The organism is Paracoccus sp. 08 (assembly GCF_024105395.1).
Classification (GTDB): domain Bacteria; phylum Pseudomonadota; class Alphaproteobacteria; order Rhodobacterales; family Rhodobacteraceae; genus Paracoccus; species Paracoccus marcusii.
The window spans coordinates 43225-69283 of the sequence record NZ_WEKR01000017.1 but is presented as its reverse complement, the minus strand read 5'-3'; the positions used below and the strand labels follow the sequence as shown (position 1 = coordinate 69283).

General features: G+C 67.0%; 28 protein-coding genes and 1 tRNA gene. 10 read left to right on the top strand and 19 right to left on the bottom strand.

The window, feature by feature from the left end; all coding sequences use genetic code 11:
• Positions 1–562 (top strand): ADP/ATP-dependent (S)-NAD(P)H-hydrate dehydratase (locus GBO37_RS08045; RefSeq protein WP_252928302.1); only part of this gene is annotated, 562 nt, incomplete at its 5' end.
• Between the two features lie 47 nt (positions 563–609).
• A tRNA-Leu gene (locus tag GBO37_RS08040) sits at positions 610–694 on the top strand.
• A 15-nt stretch (positions 695–709) separates the two neighbouring features.
• Here GBO37_RS08040 and GBO37_RS08035 read toward each other — a convergent pair.
• The 6 genes from GBO37_RS08035 to GBO37_RS08010 all read right to left on the bottom strand — a co-directional run bounded on the left by GBO37_RS08035 (position 710) and on the right by GBO37_RS08010 (position 5799).
• Positions 710–1444, bottom strand: a complete 735-nt coding sequence (locus tag GBO37_RS08035; RefSeq protein WP_252928300.1) for a hypothetical protein — start codon at positions 1442–1444, stop codon at positions 710–712.
• A 3-nt stretch (positions 1445–1447) separates the two neighbouring features.
• Positions 1448–2728 carry a hypothetical protein gene (locus GBO37_RS08030; protein ID WP_148912237.1) on the bottom strand — a complete coding sequence of 427 codons (1281 nt, stop codon included), beginning with the start codon at positions 2726–2728 and terminating at the stop codon, positions 1448–1450.
• 83 nt (positions 2729–2811) lie between these two features.
• The gene (locus GBO37_RS08025) at positions 2812–3609 is read right to left on the bottom strand and encodes a Crp/Fnr family transcriptional regulator (RefSeq protein WP_052715088.1); all 798 of its coding nucleotides are present in this window, start codon (positions 3607–3609) and stop codon (positions 2812–2814) included.
• A gap of 276 nt (positions 3610–3885) precedes the next feature.
• On the bottom strand, positions 3886–4872 hold the full coding sequence (locus GBO37_RS21605; protein ID WP_139086263.1) for a GGDEF domain-containing protein: 987 nt from the start codon (positions 4870–4872) through the stop codon (positions 3886–3888).
• Positions 4869–5438: a heme NO-binding protein gene (locus tag GBO37_RS08015; RefSeq protein WP_148912240.1), complete on the bottom strand. Its 570-nt coding sequence runs from the start codon at positions 5436–5438 to the stop codon at positions 4869–4871. The genes GBO37_RS21605 and GBO37_RS08015 overlap by 4 nt, the downstream gene beginning before the upstream one ends.
• Positions 5439–5508: 70 nt before the next feature.
• On the bottom strand, positions 5509–5799 hold the full coding sequence (locus tag GBO37_RS08010; protein WP_045999135.1) for a DUF3572 family protein: 291 nt from the start codon (positions 5797–5799) through the stop codon (positions 5509–5511).
• Positions 5800–5904: 105 nt separating this feature from the next.
• Between GBO37_RS08010 and GBO37_RS08005 the strand changes: the two genes are divergently transcribed.
• The 3 genes from GBO37_RS08005 (at position 5905) to GBO37_RS07995 (ending at position 8420) form a co-directional block, all read left to right on the top strand.
• Positions 5905–7290, top strand: a complete 1386-nt coding sequence (locus tag GBO37_RS08005; protein WP_252928299.1) for a diguanylate cyclase — start codon at positions 5905–5907, stop codon at positions 7288–7290.
• Between the two features lie 63 nt (positions 7291–7353).
• Positions 7354–7752, top strand: coding sequence for a DUF983 domain-containing protein (locus tag GBO37_RS08000; protein ID WP_252928298.1), 399 nt, complete (start codon positions 7354–7356; stop codon positions 7750–7752).
• A complete protein-coding gene (locus GBO37_RS07995) occupies positions 7749–8420 on the top strand; it encodes a DNA mismatch repair protein MutT (protein ID WP_252928297.1) in 672 nt (223 codons plus the stop codon). Before GBO37_RS08000 ends, GBO37_RS07995 begins: the two co-directional genes overlap by 4 nt.
• Here the strand turns inward: GBO37_RS07995 and GBO37_RS07990 are convergent.
• The 8 genes from GBO37_RS07990 to GBO37_RS07955 all read right to left on the bottom strand — a co-directional run bounded on the left by GBO37_RS07990 (position 8417) and on the right by GBO37_RS07955 (position 17674).
• Positions 8417–9187 carry an enoyl-CoA hydratase-related protein gene (locus GBO37_RS07990; protein ID WP_252928296.1) on the bottom strand — a complete coding sequence of 257 codons (771 nt, stop codon included), beginning with the start codon at positions 9185–9187 and terminating at the stop codon, positions 8417–8419. The two genes, GBO37_RS07995 and GBO37_RS07990, sit on opposite strands and share 4 nt — an antisense overlap.
• Positions 9188–9249: 62 nt before the next feature.
• Positions 9250–9618, bottom strand: coding sequence for a cytochrome c-type biogenesis protein (locus GBO37_RS07985; RefSeq protein WP_252928295.1), 369 nt, complete (start codon positions 9616–9618; stop codon positions 9250–9252).
• Between the two features lie 25 nt (positions 9619–9643).
• Positions 9644–11608, bottom strand: coding sequence for a heme lyase CcmF/NrfE family subunit (locus tag GBO37_RS07980; protein WP_252928294.1), 1965 nt, complete (start codon positions 11606–11608; stop codon positions 9644–9646).
• Between the two features lie 102 nt (positions 11609–11710).
• Complete coding sequence (locus GBO37_RS07975) at positions 11711–12238, bottom strand: holin family protein (protein ID WP_045984010.1); 528 nt, start codon at positions 12236–12238, stop codon at positions 11711–11713.
• Complete coding sequence (locus tag GBO37_RS07970) at positions 12229–12840, bottom strand: holin-associated N-acetylmuramidase (protein WP_127898579.1); 612 nt, start codon at positions 12838–12840, stop codon at positions 12229–12231. Before GBO37_RS07970 ends, GBO37_RS07975 begins: the two co-directional genes overlap by 10 nt.
• A 96-nt stretch (positions 12841–12936) precedes the next feature.
• Complete coding sequence (gene ccmE, locus GBO37_RS07965; RefSeq protein ID WP_045999619.1) at positions 12937–13386, bottom strand: cytochrome c maturation protein CcmE; 450 nt, start codon at positions 13384–13386, stop codon at positions 12937–12939.
• Positions 13387–13404: 18 nt separating this feature from the next.
• On the bottom strand, positions 13405–14217 hold the full coding sequence (locus GBO37_RS07960) for a glutamate racemase (protein WP_252928293.1): 813 nt from the start codon (positions 14215–14217) through the stop codon (positions 13405–13407).
• A 67-nt stretch (positions 14218–14284) separates the two neighbouring features.
• Positions 14285–17674, bottom strand: a complete 3390-nt coding sequence (locus GBO37_RS07955) for an indolepyruvate ferredoxin oxidoreductase family protein (protein WP_252928292.1) — start codon at positions 17672–17674, stop codon at positions 14285–14287.
• Between the two features lie 161 nt (positions 17675–17835).
• Between GBO37_RS07955 and GBO37_RS07950 the strand changes: the two genes are divergently transcribed.
• From GBO37_RS07950 to GBO37_RS07930, 5 genes are all read left to right on the top strand, one after another.
• A complete protein-coding gene (locus tag GBO37_RS07950) occupies positions 17836–18741 on the top strand; it encodes a LysR family transcriptional regulator (protein ID WP_045999125.1) in 906 nt (301 codons plus the stop codon).
• A 303-nt stretch (positions 18742–19044) separates the two neighbouring features.
• A complete protein-coding gene (gene purL, locus GBO37_RS07945; protein ID WP_252928290.1) occupies positions 19045–21225 on the top strand; it encodes a phosphoribosylformylglycinamidine synthase subunit PurL in 2181 nt (726 codons plus the stop codon).
• On the top strand, positions 21222–22364 hold the full coding sequence (locus tag GBO37_RS07940; protein WP_252928288.1) for a bifunctional 2-C-methyl-D-erythritol 4-phosphate cytidylyltransferase/2-C-methyl-D-erythritol 2,4-cyclodiphosphate synthase: 1143 nt from the start codon (positions 21222–21224) through the stop codon (positions 22362–22364). Before purL ends, GBO37_RS07940 begins: the two co-directional genes overlap by 4 nt.
• Positions 22361–22858, top strand: coding sequence for a phosphatidylglycerophosphatase A (locus GBO37_RS07935; RefSeq protein ID WP_252928286.1), 498 nt, complete (start codon positions 22361–22363; stop codon positions 22856–22858). Before GBO37_RS07940 ends, GBO37_RS07935 begins: the two co-directional genes overlap by 4 nt.
• Complete coding sequence (locus GBO37_RS07930; RefSeq protein WP_139599035.1) at positions 22855–23325, top strand: CinA family protein; 471 nt, start codon at positions 22855–22857, stop codon at positions 23323–23325. The genes GBO37_RS07935 and GBO37_RS07930 overlap by 4 nt, the downstream gene beginning before the upstream one ends.
• Here GBO37_RS07930 and GBO37_RS07925 read toward each other — a convergent pair.
• The 5 genes from GBO37_RS07925 to GBO37_RS07905 are packed head-to-tail and all read right to left on the bottom strand — an operon-like array spanning position 23322 to position 26047.
• Positions 23322–23657: a hypothetical protein gene (locus tag GBO37_RS07925; RefSeq protein WP_252928285.1), complete on the bottom strand. Its 336-nt coding sequence runs from the start codon at positions 23655–23657 to the stop codon at positions 23322–23324. The two genes, GBO37_RS07930 and GBO37_RS07925, sit on opposite strands and share 4 nt — an antisense overlap.
• Positions 23657–24208 carry a low specificity L-threonine aldolase gene (locus GBO37_RS07920; RefSeq protein ID WP_252928283.1) on the bottom strand — a complete coding sequence of 184 codons (552 nt, stop codon included), beginning with the start codon at positions 24206–24208 and terminating at the stop codon, positions 23657–23659. Before GBO37_RS07920 ends, GBO37_RS07925 begins: the two co-directional genes overlap by 1 nt.
• On the bottom strand, positions 24205–24645 hold the full coding sequence (locus GBO37_RS07915; RefSeq protein WP_045984124.1) for a YcgN family cysteine cluster protein: 441 nt from the start codon (positions 24643–24645) through the stop codon (positions 24205–24207). The genes GBO37_RS07920 and GBO37_RS07915 overlap by 4 nt, the downstream gene beginning before the upstream one ends.
• Positions 24645–25574, bottom strand: coding sequence for a bifunctional riboflavin kinase/FAD synthetase (locus tag GBO37_RS07910; protein WP_045999121.1), 930 nt, complete (start codon positions 25572–25574; stop codon positions 24645–24647). Before GBO37_RS07910 ends, GBO37_RS07915 begins: the two co-directional genes overlap by 1 nt.
• A gap of 29 nt (positions 25575–25603) precedes the next feature.
• A complete protein-coding gene (locus tag GBO37_RS07905; RefSeq protein WP_127898588.1) occupies positions 25604–26047 on the bottom strand; it encodes a MaoC family dehydratase in 444 nt (147 codons plus the stop codon).
• Between the last annotated feature and the right edge of the window lie 12 nt (positions 26048–26059).

Sequence of the window (26059 nt, the reverse complement as noted above, 5' to 3'; positions counted from 1 at the left end):
CCGCCGCGGGATGGCGTTGTGCATCGGTCCGGGCTGCGGCGTCACGCGAGCAGCGGCGCTGCTAGAGGCCGTGCGGGCTGCGGCGCGGCCGGCGGTCCTGGACGCGGATGCGCTGACCGGGTTGGCCAAGGCACCGGGCGCCCTGCCACCGGATTGCGTGCTGACCCCGCATGGCGGCGAATTCGCCCGGCTGTTCCCCGATCTTGCCGACCAGCTGTCCACCGACGCACCCTCCCGCCCCAAACCCGCGATCCTGCGCGAGGCGGCGCGGCGCATCGGCGCGGTGATCGTGTTGAAGGGGCCGGACACGGTCATCGCCGACCCGCAAGGACGGGTCGCGATCCATTCAGACCCGCAAATTCCCTGGCTTGCCACCGCCGGATCGGGGGATGTTCTGGCGGGGATCATCACCGGCCTGCTGGCGCGCGGCCTGCCGGCATTCGACGCGGCCTGCCTTGGGGTACGCCTGCACGGGGCGGTCGCGCGTCGGCATGGGCCGGGGCTGATCGCGGACGATCTGATCGACGGGCTGGCCCCCGTCATCGCCGAATGGGACGGGTGATTTTTCCCCTCGCACTGCCCGCAGCCATTTGCTAGATCGCGGACAGCGCGGGTATGGCGAAATTGGCAGACGCACCAGATTTAGGTTCTGGCGCCGCAAGGCGTGGGGGTTCAAGTCCCTCTACCCGCACCACCACCGATCGATCGTTCACCCTTCGGCCGGCGTGGTCAGGCCCAGTTCCGCCATCAGCTCCGGTTCCAGCACGTTGATCTCGGCCGGAGGGGTGCGCAGGGCATAGGTCATCAGCCGCAGATCGACCCCCATCTGCACCAGGTAATCCATCACCCCCGCCTGCGCGCGCTGCAGGTCGCTGACCGCCATGAAGGCGGGCAGGATCGTGTTTTGGCCGAAATAATGCTGGTGGACCCCCACCACGCCGCCTGCTGCCACCTGCCGCGTGGCGCCGCCCGCCAGGATATAGGGGCAGGCCGACAGGCAGACCGCCCCGTCGCCCACGCGGGTCGCATAGCCCGCCGCGCGGATTGTGCGCCCGATGGCCAGCGCGTCGGACACCGATCCGCCCGAACTGTCCAGCGTCACCTGTGTCGCCGTCGGGCGTGTCCGGTCCAGCCAGGCGACAAAGCGGTCCGCATCGCCCGGCGCGATCTGGCCCGCGATGGTGATCGCGTCATCGGCCTGATCGAATTCCAGCGCCTCTGGCATGGCGCGCATGGCGGGACCGCCCGGCTGCGACGGGTCCGACGGGCGCAGGTCGGGGCGATAGGGGCGCACGCTTGGCCCCTGTGCGGGCGGGGCGTACAACCCCGGCGCGGCCGATCCCGGTGCGCGCATCAGGTCCAGGCCGACGATGGCGCCCGCCAGCAGCACCTGCGACACCAACACGGCCCGCACCACCTTGTGCGGGGAGGAGAACAGCCCCATCGGCTAGCCCTCGCGCCGCGGAGTGTCGGCGGCGGGCGGCGGTGCGGCATCGATCTGACGCAGCAGGTCAGAGGCCGCAAGCGCCGCACGCAGCTCTCCGACCGTCATGCGTTCGTCGCTGTGCCCCTCTCCGCGGCCGGATCGGATCGCGGCCTGCACGACCATGATGATGAAGACCAGCACCGCGGGCAGCAGGTCGATGGCGATGGCGCCCGCCCATGCGGGAACGAAGTTGCCGGCATAGGCGATGACCGCGTCCGCGGCCGACATGGGCGTATAGAGGGCCTCGTCCACCTGCGGCAGGGACATCACCTCGGTCGCGGCCTGCGCCAGGGTGGTGGCGCGCTGTTCGACCAGCGACAGGACAGAGGTGATGGTGCTGGACTGGCCCGCGCGCGTGGCCTCGGTGCTGCCGTCCAGTTCGGGCAGCACGACCGCATCGGCCAGGTCCTGCGCGGCGCGTCCGACTAGCGGCGCCGGGTTCAGCTGGCGCAGCTGCGTGATCAGACCAGCCAGCTGGACGGCGTCTTCGGAAAAGCGGACCGTGCGATCCTCCAACGGTCCCGGCTCGACCGAGGTGCCGCGCATCCGGGAAAGAATGGTGTTCCCCTGCGCGAAGGTCTCCTCGATGGGGGCTTCGGCAGCCAGCAGCTGGTCCTCCAGCGCCTGCAGTTCGGCGCCCTTCTGGGTCAGCACCCGAAAGACCGCGCCGCGACCGGAAAAGCCGGACAGGGTGCCGCCCGCCTCCTGCTCGGACAGGTCCGCAAAGCTTTGCCGCACCCGGGCCACGTCGCGCGACAGTGCCTGCCCCGCCACGGCGTTCGCATGCGCGCGTTCCAGCGAGGTCTGATAGGTCTGCACGGTGGCCGCCATGTGTGTCTCGACCGCGGCCGTCCCTGCCAGCGCGGCGGCGTTCAGCCAGGACGACATCGCGACGATCGCCACCGATCCAAGCGCCATCGTCAGCAGAAGGCCGACCCGCGATGCGGCCGAGCGGACCGCCGGCAACAGCCGCAGCATGTAGGACCAGAAGACGAAGATGCCCACCGACACCGCGATGGAATAGGCCAGCGCCGCGAAGGTCGTCCACAAGCCCGGATCGTCCAGCAGCGTCCGCACCCCAAGATAGGTATAGATGCCCGATGCGGCCGACAGCACCCCAAGCGCGGTCGAGGTGAAACTGTCCAGCCAGTCCAGGTGCCGCTCCAACTCTCGGGCATAGCGGTCGCCGACGCGGTCATGGCTGCGGTCTGGGACGGGGGCGGCGTTGGGGTCGTGGGCCATGCGGTCTCCGGGTGGCGCTGAGGGACTGGCCCCAGATAACCGCAGATTGCCCGCATTCTCAGCCCCTTGCGGCCGATTGCCGGTCACGCTTTCGGCATGACCACGATGGGCATGGCGGCATCGGGGATGCGGGCGAACCCCTCGTCGGGCAGGACCTGGTCGCAGCCGGGGCGTGCGGACTTGAGCCGGGCGCGGTCCAGGACCCGGATCTCTCCGCGCCCCATCTCGACGATGCCTTCGGCGCGCAGTTGCGACAGCGTCTTGTTGACCGTCTGGCGCGAGCATCCGGCGATCGCCGCCAGATCGGTCTGGCTCAGCTGGATCTGCGGAGATTCGGCGCTGGTCATGGTCAACAGGTTGATCCGGATGCGATCTTCGGCGGCATAGAACATCGCGACCGAGTGCTGGCGGTTGTCCCGCGTCAGGCGGTCGTGAAAGATCTTGGCAAAGTTGCGCATCAGCAGGTCGGCCGGAACGTGCCGCAGGATCATCGCCGCATCCAGCAGCATCACCGTCGTGTCCGGCAGCGTGGTGCAGCTTGCCGCGCAGGTCCGGCCGGAAAACTGCTCGACCTCTCCCAGCACCTCACCGGGAACGGCAAGATGGGCCATCACGCGATTTCCGTTGATATCCAGATAGTTGACCTCGATCCGGCCCTTGATGATCAGATAGATCCAGTCGGCAGGCTCGCCTTGGCGCAGGATGTCCCTTGGGCGACGGATATGAACAAGGGCAGCCTCCGCCACCAAGGCCGCCAGCTGCGGCTTGTCCAGATCGGCGATCAGTGCGGGCTTCAGGCGCGTCAGGATCGACAGCAGGTCGGGGATCTGGACAGGTGCCCTGCCCTTCGCCGAATTCGTCCGTGGGGTAACTGCCTGCATGTCCCCTGCCCGATTATCGATGCAGGACCAAGTATATCGACATGACCGCGCAGGAACAGAGGTTTTCGTCAGGTCAACCAAGGTCCCCGCACGCGGCGGTGGCGGATCAAGTGTGCCATCACTGGTTACAGTCCACGAGGTACCACACTCTCGACCCGCATCACCGGTCTATTGGACAGTTCATTTCGGAACTGTCGGCAGGGCGACACAAGTCATGTTAGCGCACGAAAAATTTGGAGAATGCCCAGGAAACAGACGATGGGATGTCGGTTAACACTAAATGATCGTCGCCCGCCCGCGCCCCGCCCCCTTGGACAGGTAGAGGGCCTTGTCCGCCATCGCTAGGACCTGCTCCGGCTGGTCCGGACCGCCGGGATGCCAGACCAGGATGCCCAGGCTGGCCGAAACCTGCAGATCGGTCAGTTCCGGCGGCGACAGCGCCCGGATCGCCACGATGATCCGGTCGGCAAGCTGCTGCAGGGCGGCCCGCGATGTCATGCCCCGCAGGATCAGGACGAATTCGTCACCCCCGATCCGCGCCGCCGTGTCGGCCTTGCGGATATGGCTGCGCAGGACCGCACCGACCGACCGCAGCAGGTCGTCCCCCGCCTGGTGCCCCAGCTGGTCGTTGACCTGCTTGAAATGGTCCAGATCCAGATGCGCGATGGCAAAGGGATGCGCGACCTCGTCCGCGAAGTCGGCCGTGCGCAGCGATAGGGACAGCGCGATCTCCAGCCCGCGGCGATTCTGCAGGCCGGTCAGCGGATCGGTCTGCGCCTGCAGAAGGGCCAGTTCCCGCGATTGTGCCAGTTGGGTGTTGAAGCGCGACAGTTCGGTCAGGACGCCGCGGTTGGCCTCGTGCAGGAACAGCAGTTCCATTGCCAGTTCTGAGGGCGCAAAGTCGTCATCCGTCAGCCCCGCAGCACGAATCGCACGATGAAGGCCGATCCCGAAACCCAGATTGACCAGCAGCGTCCCATCATCGACCTGCACGCCATGGCCGCGCAACACCAGGTCGCGCGACTGGACCACGCGCAGGAACAGGCGGCGGCGGTGTTCGACTGCGGTGCGGATCGCCTGCAGCGGACAGGGCCCCTGCCCCGCGCGCCCGCTGACCAACCGGTCCGCCAGCCCGTCTGCCAGGTCTGGGATCAGCTTGGACAGCGTCGGCCCGACCGACAGGACCTTGCCGCAGGCCGACAGCCACAGGTGCATGGGCAGCAGCTGCCCAAGCGCCTGCGCGGACATGGTCGGGCCCGTCACGACGACACCGCGCCGCTCAGCTGCGCCCCCTGCAGGCTGAAGATGCGGCCCTCGAAGAACTGTTCGTCCCAGATGTCGATACGGATGGACAGCCCCTCGACCGAGATGAGGCACAGCGCGCCGTAATCGTCAGCCATGCCGCGGATCAGCCCGACCAGAAGATGCTGCCACACCGGGTCGGGTTCCAGCATGACCAGCCAGACGGACTGATCCTCCGCTTCGACCTGCAGGCGCGGGACATCCAGGTCGGGCAGGACAAGATGTGCGCGACCTGGAAGCTCCTCAAGACGCAGCAGGAAATCCTTGAAGTCGCGGCCCGAAAACCGCAGCAGGCGCCGCACAGGCTCGATGCGCGTCATCCATCCGCCCAGATCCTCGAACATCTCGGGCAGCGGTTTCGACAGGCGGAACGCGGCGCGTTCCAGCGCACCCGTCCCGAACCCGGCACCAAGCGGCGCCAGTCGACCGACGGCCACGGCCTCCTCGTCGGCGACGGACTGGACCAGGTCTTCACCATACGTGGCGCGGAGGAATTCTTCGATCGCGCGATTGATCAGACTTTTCATGCCCACCTCGATTCGAACCGAAACTAGCGGCAGGGCGTAAACAAATCGGAAAGCGCCGATGGAAAAAGGTCTAGTCGGCCTCCCAGCCATAGCTGCCCGGCCCCGACAGGGCCGTGCGAGCCGTCATGATGTCGCCCGGACGCACGCCAAGGCTGTCGGCAAAGCTGCACAGGCGGTCATCGTCCTCGACTAGGAAATCAAGCAGGAACAGGGCGATGTCGGGACGGCTGGCGAAATTGCGGATATCGGCGGGCTGCAGGCCGGCGGCCTCCATGAACTGCGCCAGATCCTGCGGCCGATCGGCCAACAGGATCAGCGTCTGCGTCGCCAGATCGGCGGCCTGCTGGGCCGAATACGCCATTTTTCCATCCGTATCGCAATTTCGTGAGCTGGCCTGCACCAGAAACTCTTTGTTAAGCATTTTAGGTGAAATTGAAATGAAGATGTCGGATTTCTGGATAGATCGATGACGGCACGTATCATGGTTGCAGATGGCATAGCGACGGCGCGGATCACGTTGAAGGTCCGGCTGTCCGCCGTGCGCTATGACGTGGCCGCGGTCGCGTCGGCTGCGCAGCTGATGCAGGAACTGGACGCGGCCCTGCCTGACCTGATCATCTTGGGAAATTTCCCCGACGGATCAGCCATCGACATCTGCGGGCGGCTGTCGCGCGATCCGCGGCTGGCGGATATCCCGGTGCTGATGCTGGTCCGGCCCGAACAGCGGCTGGCCGCGCTGCAGGCGGGGGCAACCGCGACGCTTGAACCCGACGTCGACGACCAGATGCTGATGGCTCGGATCCGCAACATTCTGCGCCAGTCGGATGCCCCGCAGGCCAGCCGGATGGGCATGGCCGAGGCACCGGCCGGTTTCATCCATGCCGATCGTCCATTGATCGTGCTCATCGCGGACAGCCAGACCCGTGCGCGGCGCTGGCGGCAGATGCTGTCCGAACGTATGCCCTGCAGGTTCGAGATCCGCGATCCTGACGAAGCGCTGGGCGCCGCATCCGCAGGGCGGACGGCGGACTTGTACCTGATCTCGGCAGATATCCGCGAGCGTGGCGACGGGCTGCGCCTGCTGTCCGAACTGCGGTCGCGCCAAGGGTCGCGGGATGCGGGCTTCGTTATCGCCATCGGGCCTGACCGGGCCGAGCTGTCGGCCATCGCGCTGGATCTTGGGGCGGGTGACGTGATGCCGGACGCGCTGTGCACCGCTGCGACAGCCGAGGCCGCGGCGGTGTCGCTGCAGATGCTGCTGTCGCGTAAATCCAAGAGCGACCAGCGTCGGGCCGAGGTTCAGCGCCATATGCTGTGGGCGATGACCGACCCGCTGACCGGGCTGTACAACCGCCGCTATGCCCTGCCCAAGCTGGCCGATATCGCGCGCGACGCGATGCTGGCGCATCAGGGCTTCGCGGTCTTTGCGATCGACCTGGACCATTTCAAGGCGGTGAATGACTGCCATGGTCACACCGCCGGCGATGCTGTCCTGGCCGAGGTCGCGCAGCGTCTGCGCGATACCATTGGCGTGGACGGCATGACGGCCCGCATGGGTGGAGAGGAGTTCCTGGCTGTGCAGGGCAACTGTCCCCCGGTGCGCGCGGCCCGCATTGCCGAGGCGCTGCGGCTGGCCGTACAGGCGCGGCCCGTACGCCTGCCGGGCCTGTCCGGCGGCGGCGCGATCCGGGTGACGGCGTCGGTCGGGGTCGCCATGGTCGCGCCCGCGGACGACATCTGGCCGGATCAGCTGGCGCGCGTGGCGCTTGAGCGTGCGGACCGGGCGCTGCTGGCCGCCAAGGCTGCGGGGCGCAACCAAGTCGTCTGTTCACGCGCGGAACGTGCGGCATAGGAGGGACTTCCAATGTGCCGCCCCGCCGCCTAGATTTGGTCCAAGCCCGCAGAGGACTCCGTCATGACAGATGCTGCCAAGATCACCCCATCGCTGACCCCCGAACGCCCGACGGGCCAGGCCATGCTGCGTGGCGCGCGGGGCCGCTGCCCGGCCTGCGGAGAGGGTCGGATGTTCTCCAGCTACCTCAAGGTGACGGATGCCTGTCCCCATTGCCACGAGGATCTGCACCACCAGCGGGCCGACGACGGCCCGGCCTACCTGACCATCCTGATTGTCTCGCATCTGGGTGCGCCATTGTTGCTGGCATCCTTCATCGCGTGGCGCCCCAGTGCCATGACGATGATCCTGTCCTTTGGCCTAGGGGCGATCGTGCTGTCGCTGGCGATGCTGCCGGTGATCAAGGGCGCCATGGTCGGGTTGCAGTGGGCACGGCGCATGCACGGGTTCGGCCGGGCATGAGCGTCGCGATCCGCGATGCTGCAACCGTCCTGGTCGTGCGCCGCGACGCGGGCGGTGCGTCGATCCTGATGGGCATGCGCGGCGCCGGCGCGGCCTTCATGCCGTCGAAATTCGTCTTTCCCGGCGGGGCCGTCGACCCCGAGGACGCGCAGGTTGCCTTGGCCCGTCCCCTTGGCCCGACCTGCCGCGCGCGCCTGCTGCAGGAGGATGGCCTGTCCCCCGACGCCATCGCTGCCGCGGCCCTGCGCGAACTGGCCGAAGAAACCGGCCTGCTGATCGGCCGTCCGGGGGGCGCACCCTGCGGCTGGCCCGGTCATGCCAAGGCAGGTCTGACCCCCGATGCGGGTCCGCTGATCTATCTGTTCCGGGCGATCACGCCACCGGGGCGACCGCGCCGGTTCGATGCGCATTTCTTCGTCGCGGATGCGGCCGACATCGCCGGCGACCCCGATGATTTCGGCGCCGCCTGCGACGAGCTGTCCCATCTGCACTGGGTGCCGCTGGATCAGGCAGGCGCGCTGGACCTGCCCTTCATCACCGAGGTCGTGCTGGCCGAACTGACGGCGCTGATCCGCGACCTGCCGCATGACCAACCGCTGGCCGCGCCCGACACAGTGCCCTTCTTCGACAATCGCGGGCCCGCGCCGGTCTTTCGCCAGATCGCCTAGCGGCCGGTAAAGACCGCCGGCCGCTTTTCCAGGAACGCCGTCACCCCTTCGGCGAAATCGGCACTGCGTCCGGCCTGCCCCTGCAGACGTGCCTCCAGCGCCAGTTGCGCCTGCATGTCGTTCCCGAACGAGGCCGTCAGTGCCTGCCTGATGGCCAGAAACGCGCCGGTCGGCCCCTTGGCCAGCGCCTGCGCCCGGGCCGCGACCCCTGCGGCGAAATCGGCATCGGGCAGCGCCTGCCAGATCATCCCCCAGTCCGCCGCCTGCCGCGCGGACACGGGTTCGGCGAACAGCATCATCCCCATCGCGCGCGCCATGCCGACCGCCCGCGGGATGATCCAGGTCCCGCCCGCATCCGGGATCAGCCCGATCCGGGTGAAGGCCTGGATGAAGCTGGCGCTTTCCGCGGCGATCACCACGTCGGCGGCCAGCGCCAGGTTCGCCCCGGCCCCGGCCGCCACGCCGTTCACTGCGGCGATGACCGGCACGGGACAGGTGGTGACCGCAGCTAGCATCGGCTCGTATTCCTCGCGCAGGGTGCGCTCCAGATTGGCGGCGGCACCCGCGTCGGTCAGGTCCTGCCCGGAACAGAACCCCCGTCCTGCCCCGGTCATCACCACGGCGCGCACATCGGGCGACAGCGTCGTCAGCACCTGTGTGATCTCGGCCCGCATGCGGGTGTTCAGCGCATTCATCACCGCGGGGCGGTTCAGCGTCAGCGTGGCGACGCCGTCGGCTGTCGCGAACTGAATGGTCTCGAAGTTCATGTCATCCTCCCGTTTCCGGGGATCATGCCGAAATTCGCGGGCGGTGAAAGCGCGACCCGGCGTCAGGGATCGCGCATGATCTCGGCCAGGCGCCGACGTTCGTCGGGGTCCAGGGCCTCGACCTCGGGCGCCGGGCGGTTGCGGGCGCGTAGGAAACCGGCCGCGGTCAGCAATGCGACCAGCGCCATCAGGGGCGCGGCCAGCCACAGGATCATGTTCGCCCCATCGGGCCGCGGATTGAACAGCACGAATTCGCCAAAGCGGTCGGCGACCGCGTCGATCACCTGGTCGTTGCTGTCGCCCTCCAGCAATCGCTCGCGCACGTAGAGCCGCAGGTCGCGGCTGATCGGCGCGTTGGATTCGTCGATGTTCTCTCCCTGGCAGACGGGGCAACGCAACTGTTGCGAAATCTCGCGGGCGCGTGCCTCCATCGCGGCGTCGGGAAGGACCTCGTCCTCATTCCGCGGGGACCGCGCCGGGGCGCGCCTGCCGGGCCGCACCCGCCGCCACGCGATAGCGCCGGTCGGTCAGGCTGATCAGCCCGCCGATGGCCATCATCAGACAGCCCGCCCAGATCCAGTTGGCAAAGGGCTTGATATAGGTCCGCACCGCCCATCCGCCGCCGGGCTGTTCATCGCCCAGAACAACGTACAGATCGCGCCAGAAGCCGTAATTGATCGCGGCCTCGGTCGTGGGCATTCCCTGAACGGGATAGACACGCTTTTCCGGAGAGAGGGTCGCGACCGGACTGCCGTCGCGGCTGGCCTCGATCACGGCCTTCTGGGCCAGATAGTTGGGTCCGTCCGCCCGGCGTACGTCGCGCAGGACCAGGTCATAGCTGCCGACCGTGAAAGGCTGGTCGATCTGGGCCACGCGCACATCCTCGACCTGCCAGGCCTGGATCAGGGACACGGCCACGAAGGTGACGCCCAGCCCGGAATGCGCGACCGCCTTGCCCCAATCGGCACGCGGCAGGCGCAACAGGCGCGACGCACCGGAACTGCCGGTCCGCAGCCACAGATCGGCCAGCGCGCCGAAGATCAGCCAGGATCCCAGCCCCGCCCCGATCACGGCAAGCGCAGAATGGCCGGTCGACACCGCAAAGACCAGCATCATGATCGCCGCCGAAAGGATCAGCGGCCCGCGCAGCGGGCGCAGGCTGCGGGCCAGCGTCGCACGTTTCCACGGCATTAGCGACCCGATGGGCAGGGCGATCGCCAGCACGATCATGAACGGGGTAAAGGCCTGGTTGAAGAAGGGCGGGCCCACGGAAAGCACCCGCCCCCAGACCATCTCGGCCACCAGCGGCCAGATCGTGCCGATGAACACGACAAAGGCCGACACGGCCAACAGCACGTTGTTCAGCACCAGCGCGCCCTCGCGCGACAGGGGGGCGAATACGCCCTTGGCGGTCATCTCGGACGCGCGGGCCGCGAACAGCGTCAGGGCGCCGCCGATGAACACCGCAAGGATCGCCAGGATGAACACCCCCCGTTCCGGGTCGTTTGCGAAGCTGTGGACAGAGGTGATGACACCCGATCGGACGATGAACGTGCCGATCAGCGAGAACCCGAACGCCATGATCGCCAAAAGGATCGTCCAGCTTTTCAACGCCTCTCGCTTTTCGACGACGATGGCGGAATGCAGCAGGGCGGCGGCCAGCAGCCAGGGCATGAAGCTGGCGTTCTCGACCGGATCCCAGAACCAGAAGCCGCCCCAGCCCAGCTCGTAATAGGCCCACCAGGAGCCAAGCGCGATGCCAATGGTCAGAAACACCCAGGCAGCCAGGGTCCAGGGACGGACCCAACGCGCCCAGGCCGCATCCACGCGACCCTCTATCAGGGCGGCGACGGCAAAGCTGAAGGCCATCGAAAGGCCGACATAACCCAGATACAGGAACGGCGGGTGGAAAGCCAAACCTGGGTCCTGCAGCAGCGGGTTCAGGTCGCGCCCGTCGAAAGGCGGATTGCCCATGCGCCAGAACGGGTTCGACGTAAAGATGATGAATGCATAAAACGCCACGCTGACCGATGCCTGAACCCCCAGCACCCGTGCCCGCAGGCTGGGCGGCAGGTTGCCCCCGAACAGCGCCGCCGCCGCGCCGAACAGCGCCAGGATCAACACCCACAGCAGCATCGAGCCCTCGTGGTTGCCCCAGACCCCGCTGATCTTGTAGAGCATCGGCTTGAGCGTGTGCGAGTTCTCGTAGACCAGCAGGACCGAGAAGTCGGACGTGACGAAGGCAATTGTCAGCGCGCCGAAGCTGATGACCATCAGCAGCAACTGGGCCATGGCCGCCGGCCGGGCGCTGTCCATCCAGCCGTGCCATCCCTTTGCGGCGCCGATCATCGGCACGGTCATCTGATAGATCGCGACCATGAAGGCCAGGATCAGGGCGAAATGGCCAAGTTCAGCGATCATCTGCGGGCATCCTTTGTTTCCCGACAGCATAGGGATGCGGCCAAGGGGGGAAAAGCCCCCCCTTGGTCCCGGTCGCTCAGTTTTGCGTGCGGGCCTTGCGGCCTATTCGCGCAGGGTCGTCAGCCAGTCGCGCAGGGCCGCATTGTCGGCAAAGTCGTCCGCGGGAATGGCGACTGGCGTTGTGACGGTGCCGGGGACGATGGTCGTCTCCTCGGTCACGGGGGCGGGCCAGACGCGGTGGCGGAAATGATGCGCCTCGCGCGCGCCGAAATAGAACCCCACGATGGCGCCCAGTAGCCACCACAGGGGTTCGGGAACGCGCTGCAGCCCCTCCATGCGGATGCCGAATCCGATCGGCTCGACCATCGCATAGATGAACAGCGCCATCGTCCCCAAAGCCAGCAGCGGACGCGGCAGGCGGTTCAGTCCGTTCACGAACCCGTCGAACCAGCCCTGGCGCGGCACCGCGAATTCCTGGCCGTGCTGGGCGATGGCGCGGGCATAGGCCTCCTCGTCCAGTTCCATCCGGCGGGTCGCGTTCTGGGTAAAGACCTCGGCCATGCCGGTCGCGGCGCTGCCCAGGGCGGTGACGGTCGGGGCGATCCCGATGAATCGGTCGATCAGGCCCATGCGGATGTCCTCTGGCGGTGCTCAGCCTCGCTGAGGCGATAGCGGGGGGCCATGAACTCCTCGGCGCGGGTGATCCAGCCGCCCTTGCCGCCCGCCTTGCTGCGCGCGTACTTGCGGCTGGCCGGGCGCTGATCGGCCAGCGCATAGTAATAGTTGCGCCGCGCGATCCCATAGGCGTCAACCAGATGATCCGGCGCGGCCTCGGCCGCGTCGGCCACGGCCGCGATGGTCATCGGCCCGACGACCCCGTCATCGGCGGTGCGAAAGCCCATCCGGCTGACCAGGCGCTGCAGGATCTTTACCGCATTCCCGCCTGCGTTGACATACATGTCAAAGACGCTGGCCTGCAGCGGTTCGGGCAGTTCGGCAAGGCGTGGCTTGCGAAAATAATGCTCGACGAAGATCTGTTCGGCCTGCGCCCGCGTCAGGGCGCGCACATCGGCGGCGTCGATGCGGCCATCGCGGTTCAGGTCCATCCCCAGGGACTGCATCGTGCCGATGGTGACGCCAAAGTTGGTGGCCCCGCCCGGATCGTCGGGGTCGTTCACGTACCCGCCTTCGCGGGCAACGATCTGACGGGCAATCTGTTCGACGCTTGGCATGACACCCCCATGTCTGACGCGCACCCCGGATCGGGGCCGCATCGGGGGATGCTGGGGCGATGCGGTTAACCTGTCGTTAACCCTGCGCGCGTTGCCTCAGGTGCCGGGTTCCTGATAGACGCCGGTCGCCTTCAGCGTATCCACCACCTCGCGGGGCATATAGGTCTCGTCATGCTTGGCCAGCAGGTCGCGCGCCTCGAACCGGCCGTCGCGGTAGTGACCCTTGGCGATGGTGCCCTGCCCTTCGCTGAACAGGTCCGGGCGAGGGTCGTTGCCGACATAGGTCACCGGGATCTCGACCGCGCCGTCGGTGATCACGAAATCGAACGCCATGCCGGTGCCATTGACGATGGATCCGTCCTTGACCAGCCCGCCCAGCTGAAAGAACTCGTCGGGCTCGGGCGCCGTCTCGGCCACCTGGCTGGGAGAGCGATAGAGGTTGATGCCGTCGCTGAAGCCGTATCCGATCAGCCCCACCGCCACGACCAGGGCCAGGCTTGCCGCCGCCAGAACCTGGACGCGGCGCTGCTTCTTCAGGGATTTCATGCCGGCCATGGGTCCTCCTCAGGCGGGATCAAAGCTGATGGCGCGGCGCAGGAACTGCGTGGCCTTGCCGCCCACCCGCACCGGATCGCCGGTCGTCAGATACATCGACGTCGTGCCCGACCCAACGAATTCGGGCCTGCGCGTCAGATAGTCGGCCAGGCTTTCGGCGACCAGCCCCGCCTGGCTGAAGACCTTGACCTGCGGCCCCAGGGCGCGCTGGAACGCGTCCTGCATCAGCGGGTAATGGGTGCAGCCAAGGACCGCGGCCTCGGGGTACGGCATACGGCGCTTCAGCGCCTCGACATGGCTGGTGACCAGGGCCTCCGCCAGCTGCTCGTCGCCCATCTCGATCGCATCGACCACGCCGGCGCAGGGCTGGGCCTCGACATCGACGCCCACCGCGCGGAACGCCAGTTCGCGCTGGAACGCGCGGCTGGCGACGGTCGCGGGTGTGGCAAACAGCGCGACGTTGTTGACCGCCACCCGGCGCGGCGGCGAATTATCGCCCCAGGCCCGTTCGGTCAGCGCCTCGATCATGGGGACGAACACGCCCAGGACGCGCTTGTCCGCCGGCAGGCAGGTTTCCTGCATCCGCTTCAGCGCAGCGGCACTGGCGGTGTTGCAGGCCAGGATCACCAGATCGCAGCCCTCGTCCCACAGGCGCTCGACGCCCTTGCAGGTCAGATCGAAAATGTCGTCGGCGGTGCGCACCCCATAGGGCGCATGGGCGTTGTCGCCCAGATAGACCAGCGGCAGGTCAGGCAGGCGCGCGGCAATGGCCTGATGGACCGTCAGCCCGCCCAGACCCGAATCGAACACCCCAATCGCCATCCCAGAACCTCCCGCGTCGCGTGCCGCCCTTCATAGGGCGACACGCCGCTTTTGGAAATGACCTGGATCATTCCGCCGCTTCACGGATGGGTGGGTGCCCCGCCTGCAGCTGCGCCAGCAGCTCGGCCCGCCGGGTCGCGGCAAGATCCGCGGCCTTGTCCTTGACGGGACCAAAGCCGCGTACGCCCAGGGGCAGTTCCGCCAGTTCAATCGCCACCGGCATCATCGCATCCGTGACCGAGGCGAAGACGCGGGTCATGTCAGTCTCGTATTCGCGAATCATCGCCCGCTCGCGCCTGCGTTCGGCGCTGTAGCCGAAGGGGTCCAGCGGCGTCCCCCGCAGCCCCTTCATTCCGGCTAGAACCCGAAACGCGCGCAGCATCCACGGACCGAACTCCCGCTTTCTGGGGCGGCCATTCGCGTCCTTGCCGGTCAGCATCGGCGGCGCCAGATGAAGGGACAGGGTCACGTCCCCCTCCCACCGCGCCGCAACCTGTTCGGCGGTGGTCAGATGCAACCGTGCAACCTCGTATTCATCCTTATACGCCAACAGCTTGTAATAGCTTCTTGCGACGCTGTCGCGAAGCTGTGCGGGCGCGGCATCGACCAGCTTGCGGTACCGGGCGGCAAGCCGCTTGTTCTGATAGCCGACCAACCGTTCAGCGCGATAGGCTACGGGATCGACCGGCAACTGCGTGACCTCGGCGGGCTTGCGCATCTGTTCGGGATAGACAACCGCCCAACGGCCGATCTGGAATGCCCGCTGGTTGGCGTCGACCTGCGCGCCGTTCAGGCGGATCGCCTCCATGATCGCCTCCAGCGACAACGGGATCAGTCCACGCTGCCAGCACGCACCCAGCACCAGCATGTTCGAATAGATCGAATCCCCCAGCAGCCGCAGCGCCAGATCGTTCGCATCGAAGAACGCCACCCGGTCGCCCAAACGGGCCTGCAGCGACAGGCGCAGCCGGTCCGACGGTACCTGGAAATCGCGGAACCGGGTAAAGTCGCCGGTGATGATCTCGTGGTCGTTCACGACCGCGCCGGTGCGGCCCTGGGTCATCAGGCCCACGGTCTTGGCCCCCGCCGTCACCACCAGATCGCCGCCGATGACACAGTCCGCCTCGCCCACGGCAACGCGGATCGCGCTGATGTCGGCGGGGCGTTCAGCCAGGCGCAGGTGGATATGCACCGCGCCGCCCTTCTGCGCCAGGCCCGCCATCTCCATCATGCCGGCGCCTTTGCCGTCCATGTGGGCGGCCTGCGCCAGCACGGCGCCGATTGTCACGACACCGGTGCCGCCGACGCCCGTGATGACGACGTTATGCGTCCCGTTGATCGTGGGCAGCATGGGCTGCGGCAGATCGGGCAGGTCGAACGCCTCGGCCTTGGGCTTGCGCAGGTTGCCGCCCTTGACCGACACGAAGCTGGGGCAGAACCCGTTGACGCAGCTGTAATCCTTGTTGCAGCTCGACTGGTCGATCTGCCGCTTGCGGCCCAGTTCCGTGTCCAACGGCACGATCGAGACGCAGTTCGACTGGACCGAACAATCCCCGCAGCCCTCGCAGACGTCGGGATTGATGAAGATCCGGCGGTCCGGGTCGGGGAACTGTCCCTTCTTGCGCCGCCTGCGCTTCTCGGCCGCGCAGGTCTGGACGTACAGGATGGCGCTGACGCCCGCGACCTTTTCCAGATCGCGCTGGACGGCCATCATCTGCGCACGTTCCTCGAACCGCAGGCCCTTGGGGAACTGCGCCTGGTCGACGTCCTCCTTTTCGTCGTGAACCACGACGACCGTGCCGACGCCCATCGCCACCAGTTCGCGGGCGATCTGCGGGGCGGTCAGGCCGCCCTCGTTCGGCTGTCCGCCGGTCATGGCGACGGCATCGTTGTACAGGATCTTGTAGGTGATGTTGGTCCCCGCAGCCAAGGCCGCGCGGATCGCCAAAGACCCGGAATGATTATAGGTTCCGTCGCCAAGGTTTTGAAAAACATGGCCTCTTTTGCTGAACGGCGCCTCTCCGATCCAATTCGCACCCTCGCCGCCCATATGGGTGAAACCCTCGGTCTCACGGCCCATCCACTGCACCATGTAATGGCAACCGATCCCGGCATAGGCGCGGCTGCCTTCGGGCAGCCTGGTCGAGCTGTTATGCGGACAACCCGAACAGAACCAAGGGGTTCTGGTCGCAATCTCGGGGGCGTTGTCGTTGCGGCGCACCTCGTTCAGCCGCTCCAGCCCGGCGCGCAGACGCTCGGTGCCGCGACCCTCCTCGATCAGGATGCCGCCGATCTTCTGGGCAATCATCACAGGGTCCAGCGCATAGCGGGTCGGGAACAGCTCCTCTCCGGTGCGGTCGTGCTTCCAGCCGTGGACGCGACGCCCATGGCGGTTGTCAAAGATCGCCTCCTTCAGCTGCACCTCGATCAGCTTGCGCTTCTCCTCGACGCAGATGATCAGTTCCAGGCTCTCGGACCATTCCTGGATCGACTTCATGTCCATGGGCCATGTCTGCCCGACCTTGTAGGTGGTCAGGCCTAACCGCTCGGCCTCGGCCTCGTCGATGCCCAGCAGGGACAGGGCGTGGACCAGATCCAGCCAGTTCTTGCCCGCGGCGACAAAGCCGATCCGCGCGCCGGACTTGCCCCAGACCTTGCGGTCGATGCGGTTCGCACGGCTGAACGCCTCGGCCGCCCACCGCTTGTGGTCGATCATCCGGGCTTCCTGTGCGACGGGCGTGTCGCCAAGGCGAATGTTCAGCCCCCCCTCGGGCAGCATGCGATCCGGAAGGGTGAACGCCATTCGATGCGGATCGCCGTCGACCACCGATGTCGCCTCGACCGTGTCCTTCATCGTCTTCAGACCCGTCCAAACCCCTGCATAGCGCGACAGCGCGAACCCATACAGGCCGTAATCCAGGATCTCCTGCACCCCGGCAGGCGACAGCACGGGGATATAGGCGTCGATCATCGCCCAGTCCGACTGGTGCAGCACGGTCGAGCTTTCGCCCGTGTGATCGTCGCCCATCGCCATTACGACGCCGCCGTGGCGCGACGATCCGGCCATGTTGCCGTGGCGCATGACGTCGCCCGACCGGTCCACCCCCGGACCCTTGCCGTACCACAGCGCAAACACTCCGTCGTGACGCCCCTCGCCGCGCAGTTCGGCCTGCTGGCTGCCCCAGATGGCGGTTGCGGCCAGATCCTCGTTCAGACCGGGCTGGAACAGGACCTGCGCCGCCGCCAGGCGCTTGGCCTCGCGCGTCATCTGCAGATCGACACTGCCCAGGGGAGAGCCGCGATACCCGGTGACCAGTCCCGCCGTATCAAGCCCCGCGGCTTTGTCGCGTGCTGATTGCATCAGCATCAGCCGAACAAGTGCCTGCGTCCCGTTCAACAACACGTGACGTTTCGACAGATCGAACCGATCGGCTAGCGAAAATTCCTGCTTGCTCATCACCCTCTCCTCCCATGACCAAAGGCCTCCGCGGTCATTATAGGTCAGAAATGCTGACCAACGAAGCGGAAATTCTTTCCTTGACGTGACCTTGCCGGAATCGCAGGGGAAGGTTAGGTCTGCAAAAATCGCATGGCTGTCATGACAGGATTATAACAGGGATGGACTGGGACAAGCTTAGAATATTTCACGCTGTGGCCGATGCCGGCAGCCTGACGCATGCGGGCGACGTGCTGCACCTGTCGCAATCGGCGGTCAGCCGCCAGATCCGCGCGCTGGAGGAGTCGCTTGGCACGACGCTGTTCCACCGGCACGCGCGGGGGTTGATTCTGACCGAACAGGGAGAGCTGCTGTTCGAGGCGACCTCGTCCATGTCGCGCAAGCTGGACAGCGCCTCGGCCCGCATCCGCGACAGCGAGGAAAACGTCTTCGGCGAACTCAAGGTGACGGCCACCGTGGGCTTTGGCACGCTGTGGCTGGCACCCCGCCTGGTCAAGCTGTACGAAAAGTATCCTGACCTGCGCATCGACCTGCTGCTGGAGGAGCGCGTCCTTGACCTGCCCATGCGCGAGGCCGACGTGGCCATCCGCATGAAGGAGCCGAGCCAGTCCGACCTGATCCGCCGCCGGCTGCTGAACATCCGGATGCGCCTGTACGCCAGCCCGGATTACATCGCGGCGCATGGCGCGCCGGAATCGCTGGCCGACCTGTCCAATCACCGTCTGATCTGCCAGAAACCCGACCAGCCTCAGGTGGCGGCCGGCGCGCGCCTAGTGCAGGAGCTGATGTCCCAGAACGTCGGATCGACCCTGACGGTGAACAACTATTTCGGCGTGCTGCAGGCAGTGCTGGCCAATCTGGGCATCGGCGTCCTGCCCGACTATCTGACCGCCGACCACCCGAACCTGATCCGCGTGTTCCCGGACACCGAGTCGGGAGAGGTGCCGGTCTTCCTTGCCTATCCCGAGGAAATGCGCCAGACGCGCCGCGTCGCGGTGTTCCGCGACTTTGTCCTGGAAGAGATCCAGGCCTATCGGCGCCATCAAAGCGAGGCCGGGCAGGTCTGACCTGCCCAAACCGTAGGCAAAACCGGGATAATGCACGCGCAGCGTGCAGCCATTACGCCAGCGCATGGCGGCTATGCTGCAGCTGCAGCGCCATTTGTCTTGAAGAGTTCACAGACTGCACATAGATCGGGCTTAGAAGGCGATGATCAGCGTAATCGCTCATCACCTTCTACCTCCCTGTTGGACTTAGGCCGGGCCTTGTGCCCGGCTTTTTTTTGTCCCGCGCCCGGGTTCTGCGGCCTTTCCATGGACGCCGCCAGCGCCTAGAAGACGCGTGATTTCATGCGCAGGAAGGGTCGTGTCATGCAGGAACCACAGCTTACCCCGGAACTGATTGCGGCCCATGGGCTGAAGCCGGACGAGTATGCCAGCATCCTGCAGATCATCGGGCGCGAACCGACCTTCACCGAACTGGGCATCTTCAGCGCCATGTGGAACGAGCACTGTTCCTACAAGTCGTCCAAGAAATGGCTGCGTACCCTGCCCGTCGACGGCCCCCAGGTGATCTGCGGTCCCGGAGAGAACGCGGGCGTGGTCGATATCGGCGACGGTCAGGCGGTGGTCTTCAAGATGGAGAGCCACAACCATCCCAGCTATATCGAACCCCATCAGGGGGCCGCGACCGGCGTGGGCGGCATCCTGCGTGACGTCTTCACCATGGGCGCGCGCCCGATCGCGGCGATGGACGCGTTGTCCTTCGGGCGCACCGATCACCCCAAGACCCCGCATCTGGTCAAGGGCGTGGTCGAGGGGATCGGCGCCTATGGCAACGCCTTCGGCGTGCCGAACGTCGGCGGAGAGGTTCGTTTCCACCCGAGCTATGACGGCAACTGCCTGGTCAACGCCTTTGCGGCGGGCCTGGCCGATGCCGACAAGATCTTCTATTCGGCGGCCTCGGGCGTGGGCATGCCCGTCGTCTATCTGGGCGCCAAGACCGGGCGCGACGGCGTCGGCGGCGCGACCATGGCCAGCGCCGAGTTCGATGACACGATCGAGGACAAGCGTCCCACCGTGCAGGTCGGCGATCCGTTTACCGAGAAATGCCTGCTGGAGGCGTGCCTTGAGCTGATGGCGTCGGGGTCGGTGATCTCGATCCAGGACATGGGGGCCGCGGGCCTGACCTGTTCGGCGGTCGAGATGGGCGACAAGGGCGGCCTGGGGATCAAGCTGATCCTGGACAGCGTGCCCCAACGCGAAACCAATATGACCGCCTATGAGATGATGCTGTCGGAATCCCAAGAGCGGATGCTGATGGTGCTGAAGCCCGAGAAGGAGGCCGAGGCACGGGCGATCTTCCAGAAATGGGACCTGGACTTCGCCATCGTCGGAGAGACCATCGCCGAAGATCGCTTCCTGATCGTCCATCGCGACGTGGTCATGGCCGACCTGCCGCTGTCCAAGCTGTCCTCCAGCGCGCCGGAATATGACCGCCCCTGGGTCGAGACGCCTGCGGCCACGCCCGCGCCGGCCCTGCCCCCGATCGCGCCCATCGCCGGCCTGCGCGCGCTTGTCGGCAGCGCGAACCACGCGCACCGTGCTTGGGTCTGGGAACAGTACGACACGCAGGTCGGGGCCGACACGATCCGCCGTCCCGGAATGGGCGCGGGCGTCGTTCGCGTGCACGGGACCCGCAAGGCGCTGGCCTTCACCAGCGACGTCACCCCGCGATATGTCAAGGCGAACCCGTTCGAGGGCGGCAAGCAGGCCGTGGCCGAGGCCTATCGCAACCTGACCGCGGTGGGCGCCCTGCCCCTGGCCACGACCGACAACCTGAACTTCGGCAACCCCGAAAAGCCCGAGATCATGGGCCAGCTGGTCGGTGCCATCAAGGGCATCGGAGAGGCCTGCCGCGCACTGGACTTTCCCATCGTGTCGGGCAACGTGTCGCTTTACAACGAAACCGACGGCAAGGGCATCCTGCCGACGCCGACCATCGGCGGCGTCGGCCTGATCGCCGATCTGGACGATCTGATCGCGGGCCTGCCCGCGCAGGGTGACCTGGCCCTGGTGATCGGTGCCACGCGCGGCCACCTTGAACAGTCGGCCCTGGCGTGGGAGGCGTTCCGCATCGAATCCGGCGACGCGCCGCATGTCGATCTGGACGACGAACGCCGCAACGGCGAATTCCTGCGCGCCAACCGGGGCCACCTGGCATCGGCGACCGACCTGTCGGACGGCGGCCTGGCGCTTGCCGCCTTCGAGATGGCCGAGGCCGCGGGCCTGGGCGTCACGCTGGACAGCGGTGACATCGCCCAACTGTTCGGCGAGGATCAGGCCCGCTATCTTGTCGCCTGCCGCCCCGACGCCGCAGGCGCCCTGACCGCCGCGGCCCAGGCCGCAGGCGTCCCCATCGCCACCGTTGGCCGCTTTGGCGGCGACAGCGTGACCTTGGGCGACGACAGTGCGCCGCTGGCCGAACTGTCGAGCCTGTATCGGACGGCCTTTGCGGCTGCGATCCAGGGCGACATGCCCGATCACGCATGATCCGCGCGCCTGCGGGCTTTGCCGCGCTGATCACGGCGGCGGGACGGGGCACGCGGGCCGGGGACGGCCTGCCCAAGCAGTGGCGCGATCTTGCCGGGCGTCCTGTCCTGGACCGAACCCTGGCGGCCTTTGCGGGCTTTGAACGGATCGTTCTGGTCGTTCACCCCGATGACATGGGGCAGGCCATCGCCCGATATGCTGGCGGCATCACCATCGTCGCGGGCGCCGAGACCCGCGCCGCCAGTGTCCGCGCCGGCCTGACCGCCCTGCAGGGCCAAGCCAGTCATGTCCTGATCCATGACGGGGCACGCCCGCTGGTCGCACCATCGGTCATCGACGACGTGATCCGGGCGCTGCAAGAGGGCGCGGACGCCGCCGCACCCGCGTTGCCCGTGTCGGACGCGCTGTGGCGGGGGGACGGCGCGCGTGTCGCGGCCATCGCGCCGCGTGACGGGCTGTTCCGGGCGCAGACGCCGCAGGGTTTCGTTCTGGACAGGATCCTGCAGGCGCATCGCGATCATCCGGGGGATGCGGCCGACGACGTCCAGCTGGCACTTGCCGCGGGGATGGAGGTTGCCATCACCCAAGGTTCGGAAGACAATCTGAAGATCACCTTTCCCGCCGATTTCGCGCGGGCCGAACGCATTCTGGGGACCGACATGGATATCCGCCTTGGCAATGGCTACGACGTGCACGCCTTTGGACCCGGGGACCACGTCACCCTGTGCGGCGTGCAGGTGCCGCATGACGCGGGCCTGCTGGGCCATTCCGATGCCGATGTTGGCATGCACGCGCTGACCGACGCCATCTATGGCGCCTTGGCGCAGGGCGACATCGGGCGGCATTTTCCGCCCTCGGACCCGCAATGGAAGGGTGCCGACAGCGCGATCTTTCTGGCCCATGCGGCCAGCATGGCCCGCGACAAGGGGTTCCGCATCGGCAATGCAGACGTGACTCTGATCTGCGAGGCGCCCAAGATCGGGCCCCATGCGCTGGCGATGGCCCACCGCCTGTCCGAAATCATGGGCGTTGAGGAAGCGCGCATCAGCGTCAAGGCCACTACGTCCGAACGCCTTGGCTTTACCGGCCGACGCGAGGGGATCGCCGCCATCGCGACCGCCACCCTGATCAAGGAATGACCATGGATCGCATGCTGGCCACCTGGTTCGGCGCAGGCCTGCTTCGCCCCGCCCCCGGCACCTGGGGGTCGGCGGTCGCCGTTGCGATGGGGTTGATCCTGCACCGCATCGGGCATTTCCCGCTTCTGGCGCTGGCCMCGGGGCTGGTGATCCTGCTGGGGTTCTGGGTCGTGCCGCGCTACACCGTCGGCATGGACGACCCCGATCGCAGCGAGATCGTCATCGACGAGGTCGCTGGCCAGTGGCTGGCGCTGATGGCGCCGTCCTTCGGGTTCTGGCACGCGGGGCTGCCCGCCGACAGCTTTCCCTATCCGGGTTGGGTCGCGGCCTTCCTGTTCTTCCGGCTGTTCGACATCTGGAAGCCATGGCTGGTCGGCCGCGCCGATCGCCGCCATGACAGTGCCGGCGTGATGCTGGACGATCTGTGGGCGGGGATCTTTGCGGCGCTGGCCACGATGGCCGCCGCGGCCTTTGCCCATACGGTGCTGATGTGAGCCAGGCGGCGCAGGTCCTTGACGCCGCCCGCGCCCGGCGCGTGATGATCGCGACGGCCGAAAGCTGCACCGGCGGCCTGATCGCCGGCGCCCTGACAGAGGTTCCGGGATCGTCCGACGGATTCGACCGGGGCTTTGTCACCTATTCGAACGCGGCCAAGATGCAGATGCTGGGCGTGCGGGCCGAAACCCTGGATACGCATGGCGCGGTCAGCGAACAGGTCGCGGCCGAGATGGCCCAGGGTGCGCTACGCCAGTCCGATGCCGGGATCGCCGTCTCGGTCACCGGCATCGCGGGCCCCGGCGGATCCGAGCACAAGCCCGAAGGGCGGGTCTGCTTTGGCATCAGCCAGCCCTTTGGCACCTTCACCCAAACCGTCGAATTCGGTGCGATCGGCCGTCACCGCGTGCGTGCGGCAACCATCGAACATGCGCTGCAACTGTTGCTGGACGCGCTGCGAAACTAGCCGCGCAGGATCGCGGACATCGCCGCGACGTCCGCATCGGGCGTATCCCACGCGGTGACCAGGCGCAGCGGCACGGGGTCGGCACCCTGCACCGTCTTGTCGGGCCACAGGTGATACAGCACGCCAGCCGCCTGCGCCCGGTCATGGGCCGCCTTCGGGATCGCGGCAAAGACGCCGTTCGACTGGACCGGCTGCAACAGCCGACCCCCGCCATCGACGACCGCCTGTCCCAGGACCTGCGCCTTGGTGTTCGCGCGATGCGCGAGGTCCAGCCACAATCCATCGGTCGCCAGGGCCAGCATCTGCGCTGCAAGATAGCGGTTCTTGGACATCACGTGGCCGGACTGCTTGCGACGGTAATCGAACCCTCCATGTGCAGCGGCAATCCCGCCGCATGGGCGACGGAGGCCAGCGCCGCGACCTGGTCCGGGTCATAAACCGTGCCCCATTCGGTGGCATTCGTGATCGACACCAGCGCGCTGCGCCCGCCGTTCAGGCCCACCCCGGCACCGACCTGCAGCGTCTGCGCCAAGGTGGCCGCATCGATCCGACCGCCCTCGCCCGGCAGGGTCACCAGCTTTGCCCCGTGAGAGAAGAACTCGGGCGCGGCACATTCACTGGTCTCGATATGCGCGTCGTCGTGGCAGTAGATGCGCCCGAAGGACGGCGACAGCTGCGCACAGACAAGCGCATTCGCCGCCGTCCCGGTGGCGACAAAGCGGACGACGGCCTCGGGTGCCTCCAGCAGTTCGCGGATCGCGGCCTCGGCCCGCGCGGTGACCGGGTCGGCGCCATAGCCCATGACGGCGCCGGAATTGGCGTCGGCCATCGCGGTCAGGACGGCGGGATGCGCAGCATACGAATTGTCCGAGGCGAAATTCATGACAGATCCTCGATGATGTGGTCCTCCCAATCGTCCTCGGTGACCGACAGCTCGCTGACGGTCCAGCCACGGACGCTGACGCCTGCTTCGTGCACCGTCTCGGTCGAGCCCGAGATCAGGTGGTGCCAGTCATACAGCGGCCGCCCCTCATGGCGCAGGCGATAGGCGCAGGTGACGGGCAGCCACCAGGCGACCTCCTTGATCTTGGCGGGGGTCAGCACGACGCAGTCCGGGACATAGTCGTGGCGGTTCGGGTAGCTGCTGCACCGGCAGGCATCCCCGTCCAGCAGCTTGCAGGCGACGCGCGTGAAGGCCAGCTCGTTCGTGTCCTCGAACTCGATCTTGTTCAGGCAGCACTTGCCGCAGCCGTCGCACAGCGCCTCCCACTCGTCGGGGGCCAGGCGGGGCAGCGGCAGTTCCCAGAAACGCTCGCGCATCAGCGGCCCGACAGCAGGGCGCGGGCCTGCGCGCCGTCCTGCTCCATCTGGTCGATCAGCGCCTGCAGGCTGTCGAACCTGGCCTCGTCGCGCAGGAAGTCGACCAGGGCGACCGACAGGTGCTGTCCGTACAGATCGCCCGAAAAATCGAACAGGTTCACCTCAAGATTCGGGGTGTTCACCCCGAACATCGGCCGCACCCCAAGCGAGGCGACGCCCTTGCACGGGCCGCGGTCCGGGCCGGTCAGGATGTCGACCAACACCGCATAGACGCCAAGGCGCGGCAGGTGCAGCCCGTCCATCGCCAAGTTCGCGGTGGGCCAGCCCAGTTCCCGGCCCCGCTTTTCGCCGTGGATGACCTCACCCTCGATGCGGTGCCAATGGCCCAGCATGCGCTCGGCCTCGTGGGTCAGTCCCTGCGCCAGCGCCGTGCGGATCGCGGTCGAGCTGTATTCGGCCTCTCCCGCGCCGATCAGCGGCACGATGGTCACGCCGAAGCCGTATGTCCGGCCCAGATCCTGCAGCGTCTGCGCCGTACCCGCGCGGTTCTTGCCGAAACAGAAATCCGCACCCACGGTGACATGCGCGATGCCCAGCCCGTCGGCCAGGACCTCCTGCGCGAAGGCCTGCGGGGTCAGGCCCGCCAGCACCGGGCCAAAGGGCAGTTCGTAGAGGTGCTGAACACCAAGGCGGGACAGGCGGTTGGCCCGTGCCTCGGAGTTCATGAGGCGAAAGGGCGGCGCATCGGGGGCGAAATACTCCCGCGGGTGCGGCTCGAAGGTCAGGATGCCCAAGGGCGCGTCGCTGGCGGCGCGGGCGGCGTCGATGACCGCGCGGTGACCCTTGTGGACGCCATCGAAATTGCCCATGGCAACCGATGCGCCGCGTGCCTCGGCCTTCAGCCCGGTCCAGTCGCGATGGATCTGCAATGCGCCCCCAACAGGGCGCCACGCACCCCTCAGTCGAACTTGCGGCTTGGGGCCAGCACGACCGCCTCGCCTTTCAAGACGACCGTATCGCCGACGAGGCAGCGGGTTGCAAGCGTGACCCGCCGTTTCGCATGGTCGATGGCCTGAACCTCGACCTCGGCGCGAACCATGTCGCCGGGACGCACGGGGGCCATGAACTTCAGCGTCTGGCCCAGATAGACGGTACCGTGACCGGGCAGCTGTTCGCCGATCACCGCAGAAATCAGTCCCGCGGTCAGCATGCCGTGGGCGATCCGGCCTTCAAAGATCGTATCCTGCGCATAAGCGTCGTCCAGATGGACCGGGTTCCGGTCGGTCGACACCTCGGCGAACAGCTCGATGTCGCGATCGGTCACCTGCTTTTGCAGGTGCCGGACCATGCCGATCTCCAGATCCTCGATGACGATGGTTCCGCGTGGAAGATTGTCCAACATCTTGCTGCTCAT

Excerpts from the sequence above, each read along its gene's own strand:
- GBO37_RS08030 (WP_148912237.1), bottom strand. The coding sequence starts at position 2,728 with ATGGCCCACGACCCCAACGCCGCCCCCGTCCCAGACCGCAGCCATGAC.
- GBO37_RS07970 (WP_127898579.1), bottom strand. The coding sequence starts at position 12,840 with ATGCCAAGCGTCGAACAGATTGCCCGTCAGATCGTTGCCCGCGAAGGC.
- GBO37_RS07980 (WP_252928294.1), bottom strand. The coding sequence starts at position 11,608 with ATGATCGCTGAACTTGGCCATTTCGCCCTGATCCTGGCCTTCATGGTC.
- ccmE (WP_045999619.1), bottom strand. The coding sequence starts at position 13,386 with ATGAAATCCCTGAAGAAGCAGCGCCGCGTCCAGGTTCTGGCGGCGGCA.
- GBO37_RS08035 (WP_252928300.1), bottom strand. The coding sequence starts at position 1,444 with ATGGGGCTGTTCTCCTCCCCGCACAAGGTGGTGCGGGCCGTGTTGGTG.
- GBO37_RS07925 (WP_252928285.1), bottom strand. The coding sequence starts at position 23,657 with ATGTCCAAGAACCGCTATCTTGCAGCGCAGATGCTGGCCCTGGCGACC.
- GBO37_RS07905 (WP_127898588.1), bottom strand. The coding sequence starts at position 26,047 with ATGTTGGACAATCTTCCACGCGGAACCATCGTCATCGAGGATCTGGAG.
- GBO37_RS08010 (WP_045999135.1), bottom strand. The coding sequence starts at position 5,799 with ATGGCGTATTCGGCCCAGCAGGCCGCCGATCTGGCGACGCAGACGCTG.
- GBO37_RS07940 (WP_252928288.1), top strand. The coding sequence starts at position 21,222 with ATGATCCGCGCGCCTGCGGGCTTTGCCGCGCTGATCACGGCGGCGGGA.
- purL (WP_252928290.1), top strand. The coding sequence starts at position 19,045 with ATGCAGGAACCACAGCTTACCCCGGAACTGATTGCGGCCCATGGGCTG.
- GBO37_RS07955 (WP_252928292.1), bottom strand. The coding sequence starts at position 17,674 with ATGAGCAAGCAGGAATTTTCGCTAGCCGATCGGTTCGATCTGTCGAAA.
- GBO37_RS07990 (WP_252928296.1), bottom strand. The coding sequence starts at position 9,187 with ATGAACTTCGAGACCATTCAGTTCGCGACAGCCGACGGCGTCGCCACG.
- GBO37_RS08025 (WP_052715088.1), bottom strand. The coding sequence starts at position 3,609 with ATGCAGGCAGTTACCCCACGGACGAATTCGGCGAAGGGCAGGGCACCT.
- GBO37_RS07995 (WP_252928297.1), top strand. The coding sequence starts at position 7,749 with ATGAGCGTCGCGATCCGCGATGCTGCAACCGTCCTGGTCGTGCGCCGC.
- GBO37_RS07960 (WP_252928293.1), bottom strand. The coding sequence starts at position 14,217 with ATGGCGATTGGGGTGTTCGATTCGGGTCTGGGCGGGCTGACGGTCCAT.
- GBO37_RS08015 (WP_148912240.1), bottom strand. The coding sequence starts at position 5,438 with ATGAAAAGTCTGATCAATCGCGCGATCGAAGAATTCCTCCGCGCCACG.
- GBO37_RS07975 (WP_045984010.1), bottom strand. The coding sequence starts at position 12,238 with ATGGGCCTGATCGACCGATTCATCGGGATCGCCCCGACCGTCACCGCC.
- GBO37_RS07950 (WP_045999125.1), top strand. The coding sequence starts at position 17,836 with ATGGACTGGGACAAGCTTAGAATATTTCACGCTGTGGCCGATGCCGGC.
- GBO37_RS07920 (WP_252928283.1), bottom strand. The coding sequence starts at position 24,208 with ATGAATTTCGCCTCGGACAATTCGTATGCTGCGCATCCCGCCGTCCTG.
- GBO37_RS08000 (WP_252928298.1), top strand. The coding sequence starts at position 7,354 with ATGACAGATGCTGCCAAGATCACCCCATCGCTGACCCCCGAACGCCCG.
- GBO37_RS07985 (WP_252928295.1), bottom strand. The coding sequence starts at position 9,618 with ATGGAGGCACGCGCCCGCGAGATTTCGCAACAGTTGCGTTGCCCCGTC.
- GBO37_RS08005 (WP_252928299.1), top strand. The coding sequence starts at position 5,905 with ATGACGGCACGTATCATGGTTGCAGATGGCATAGCGACGGCGCGGATC.
- GBO37_RS07915 (WP_045984124.1), bottom strand. The coding sequence starts at position 24,645 with ATGCGCGAGCGTTTCTGGGAACTGCCGCTGCCCCGCCTGGCCCCCGAC.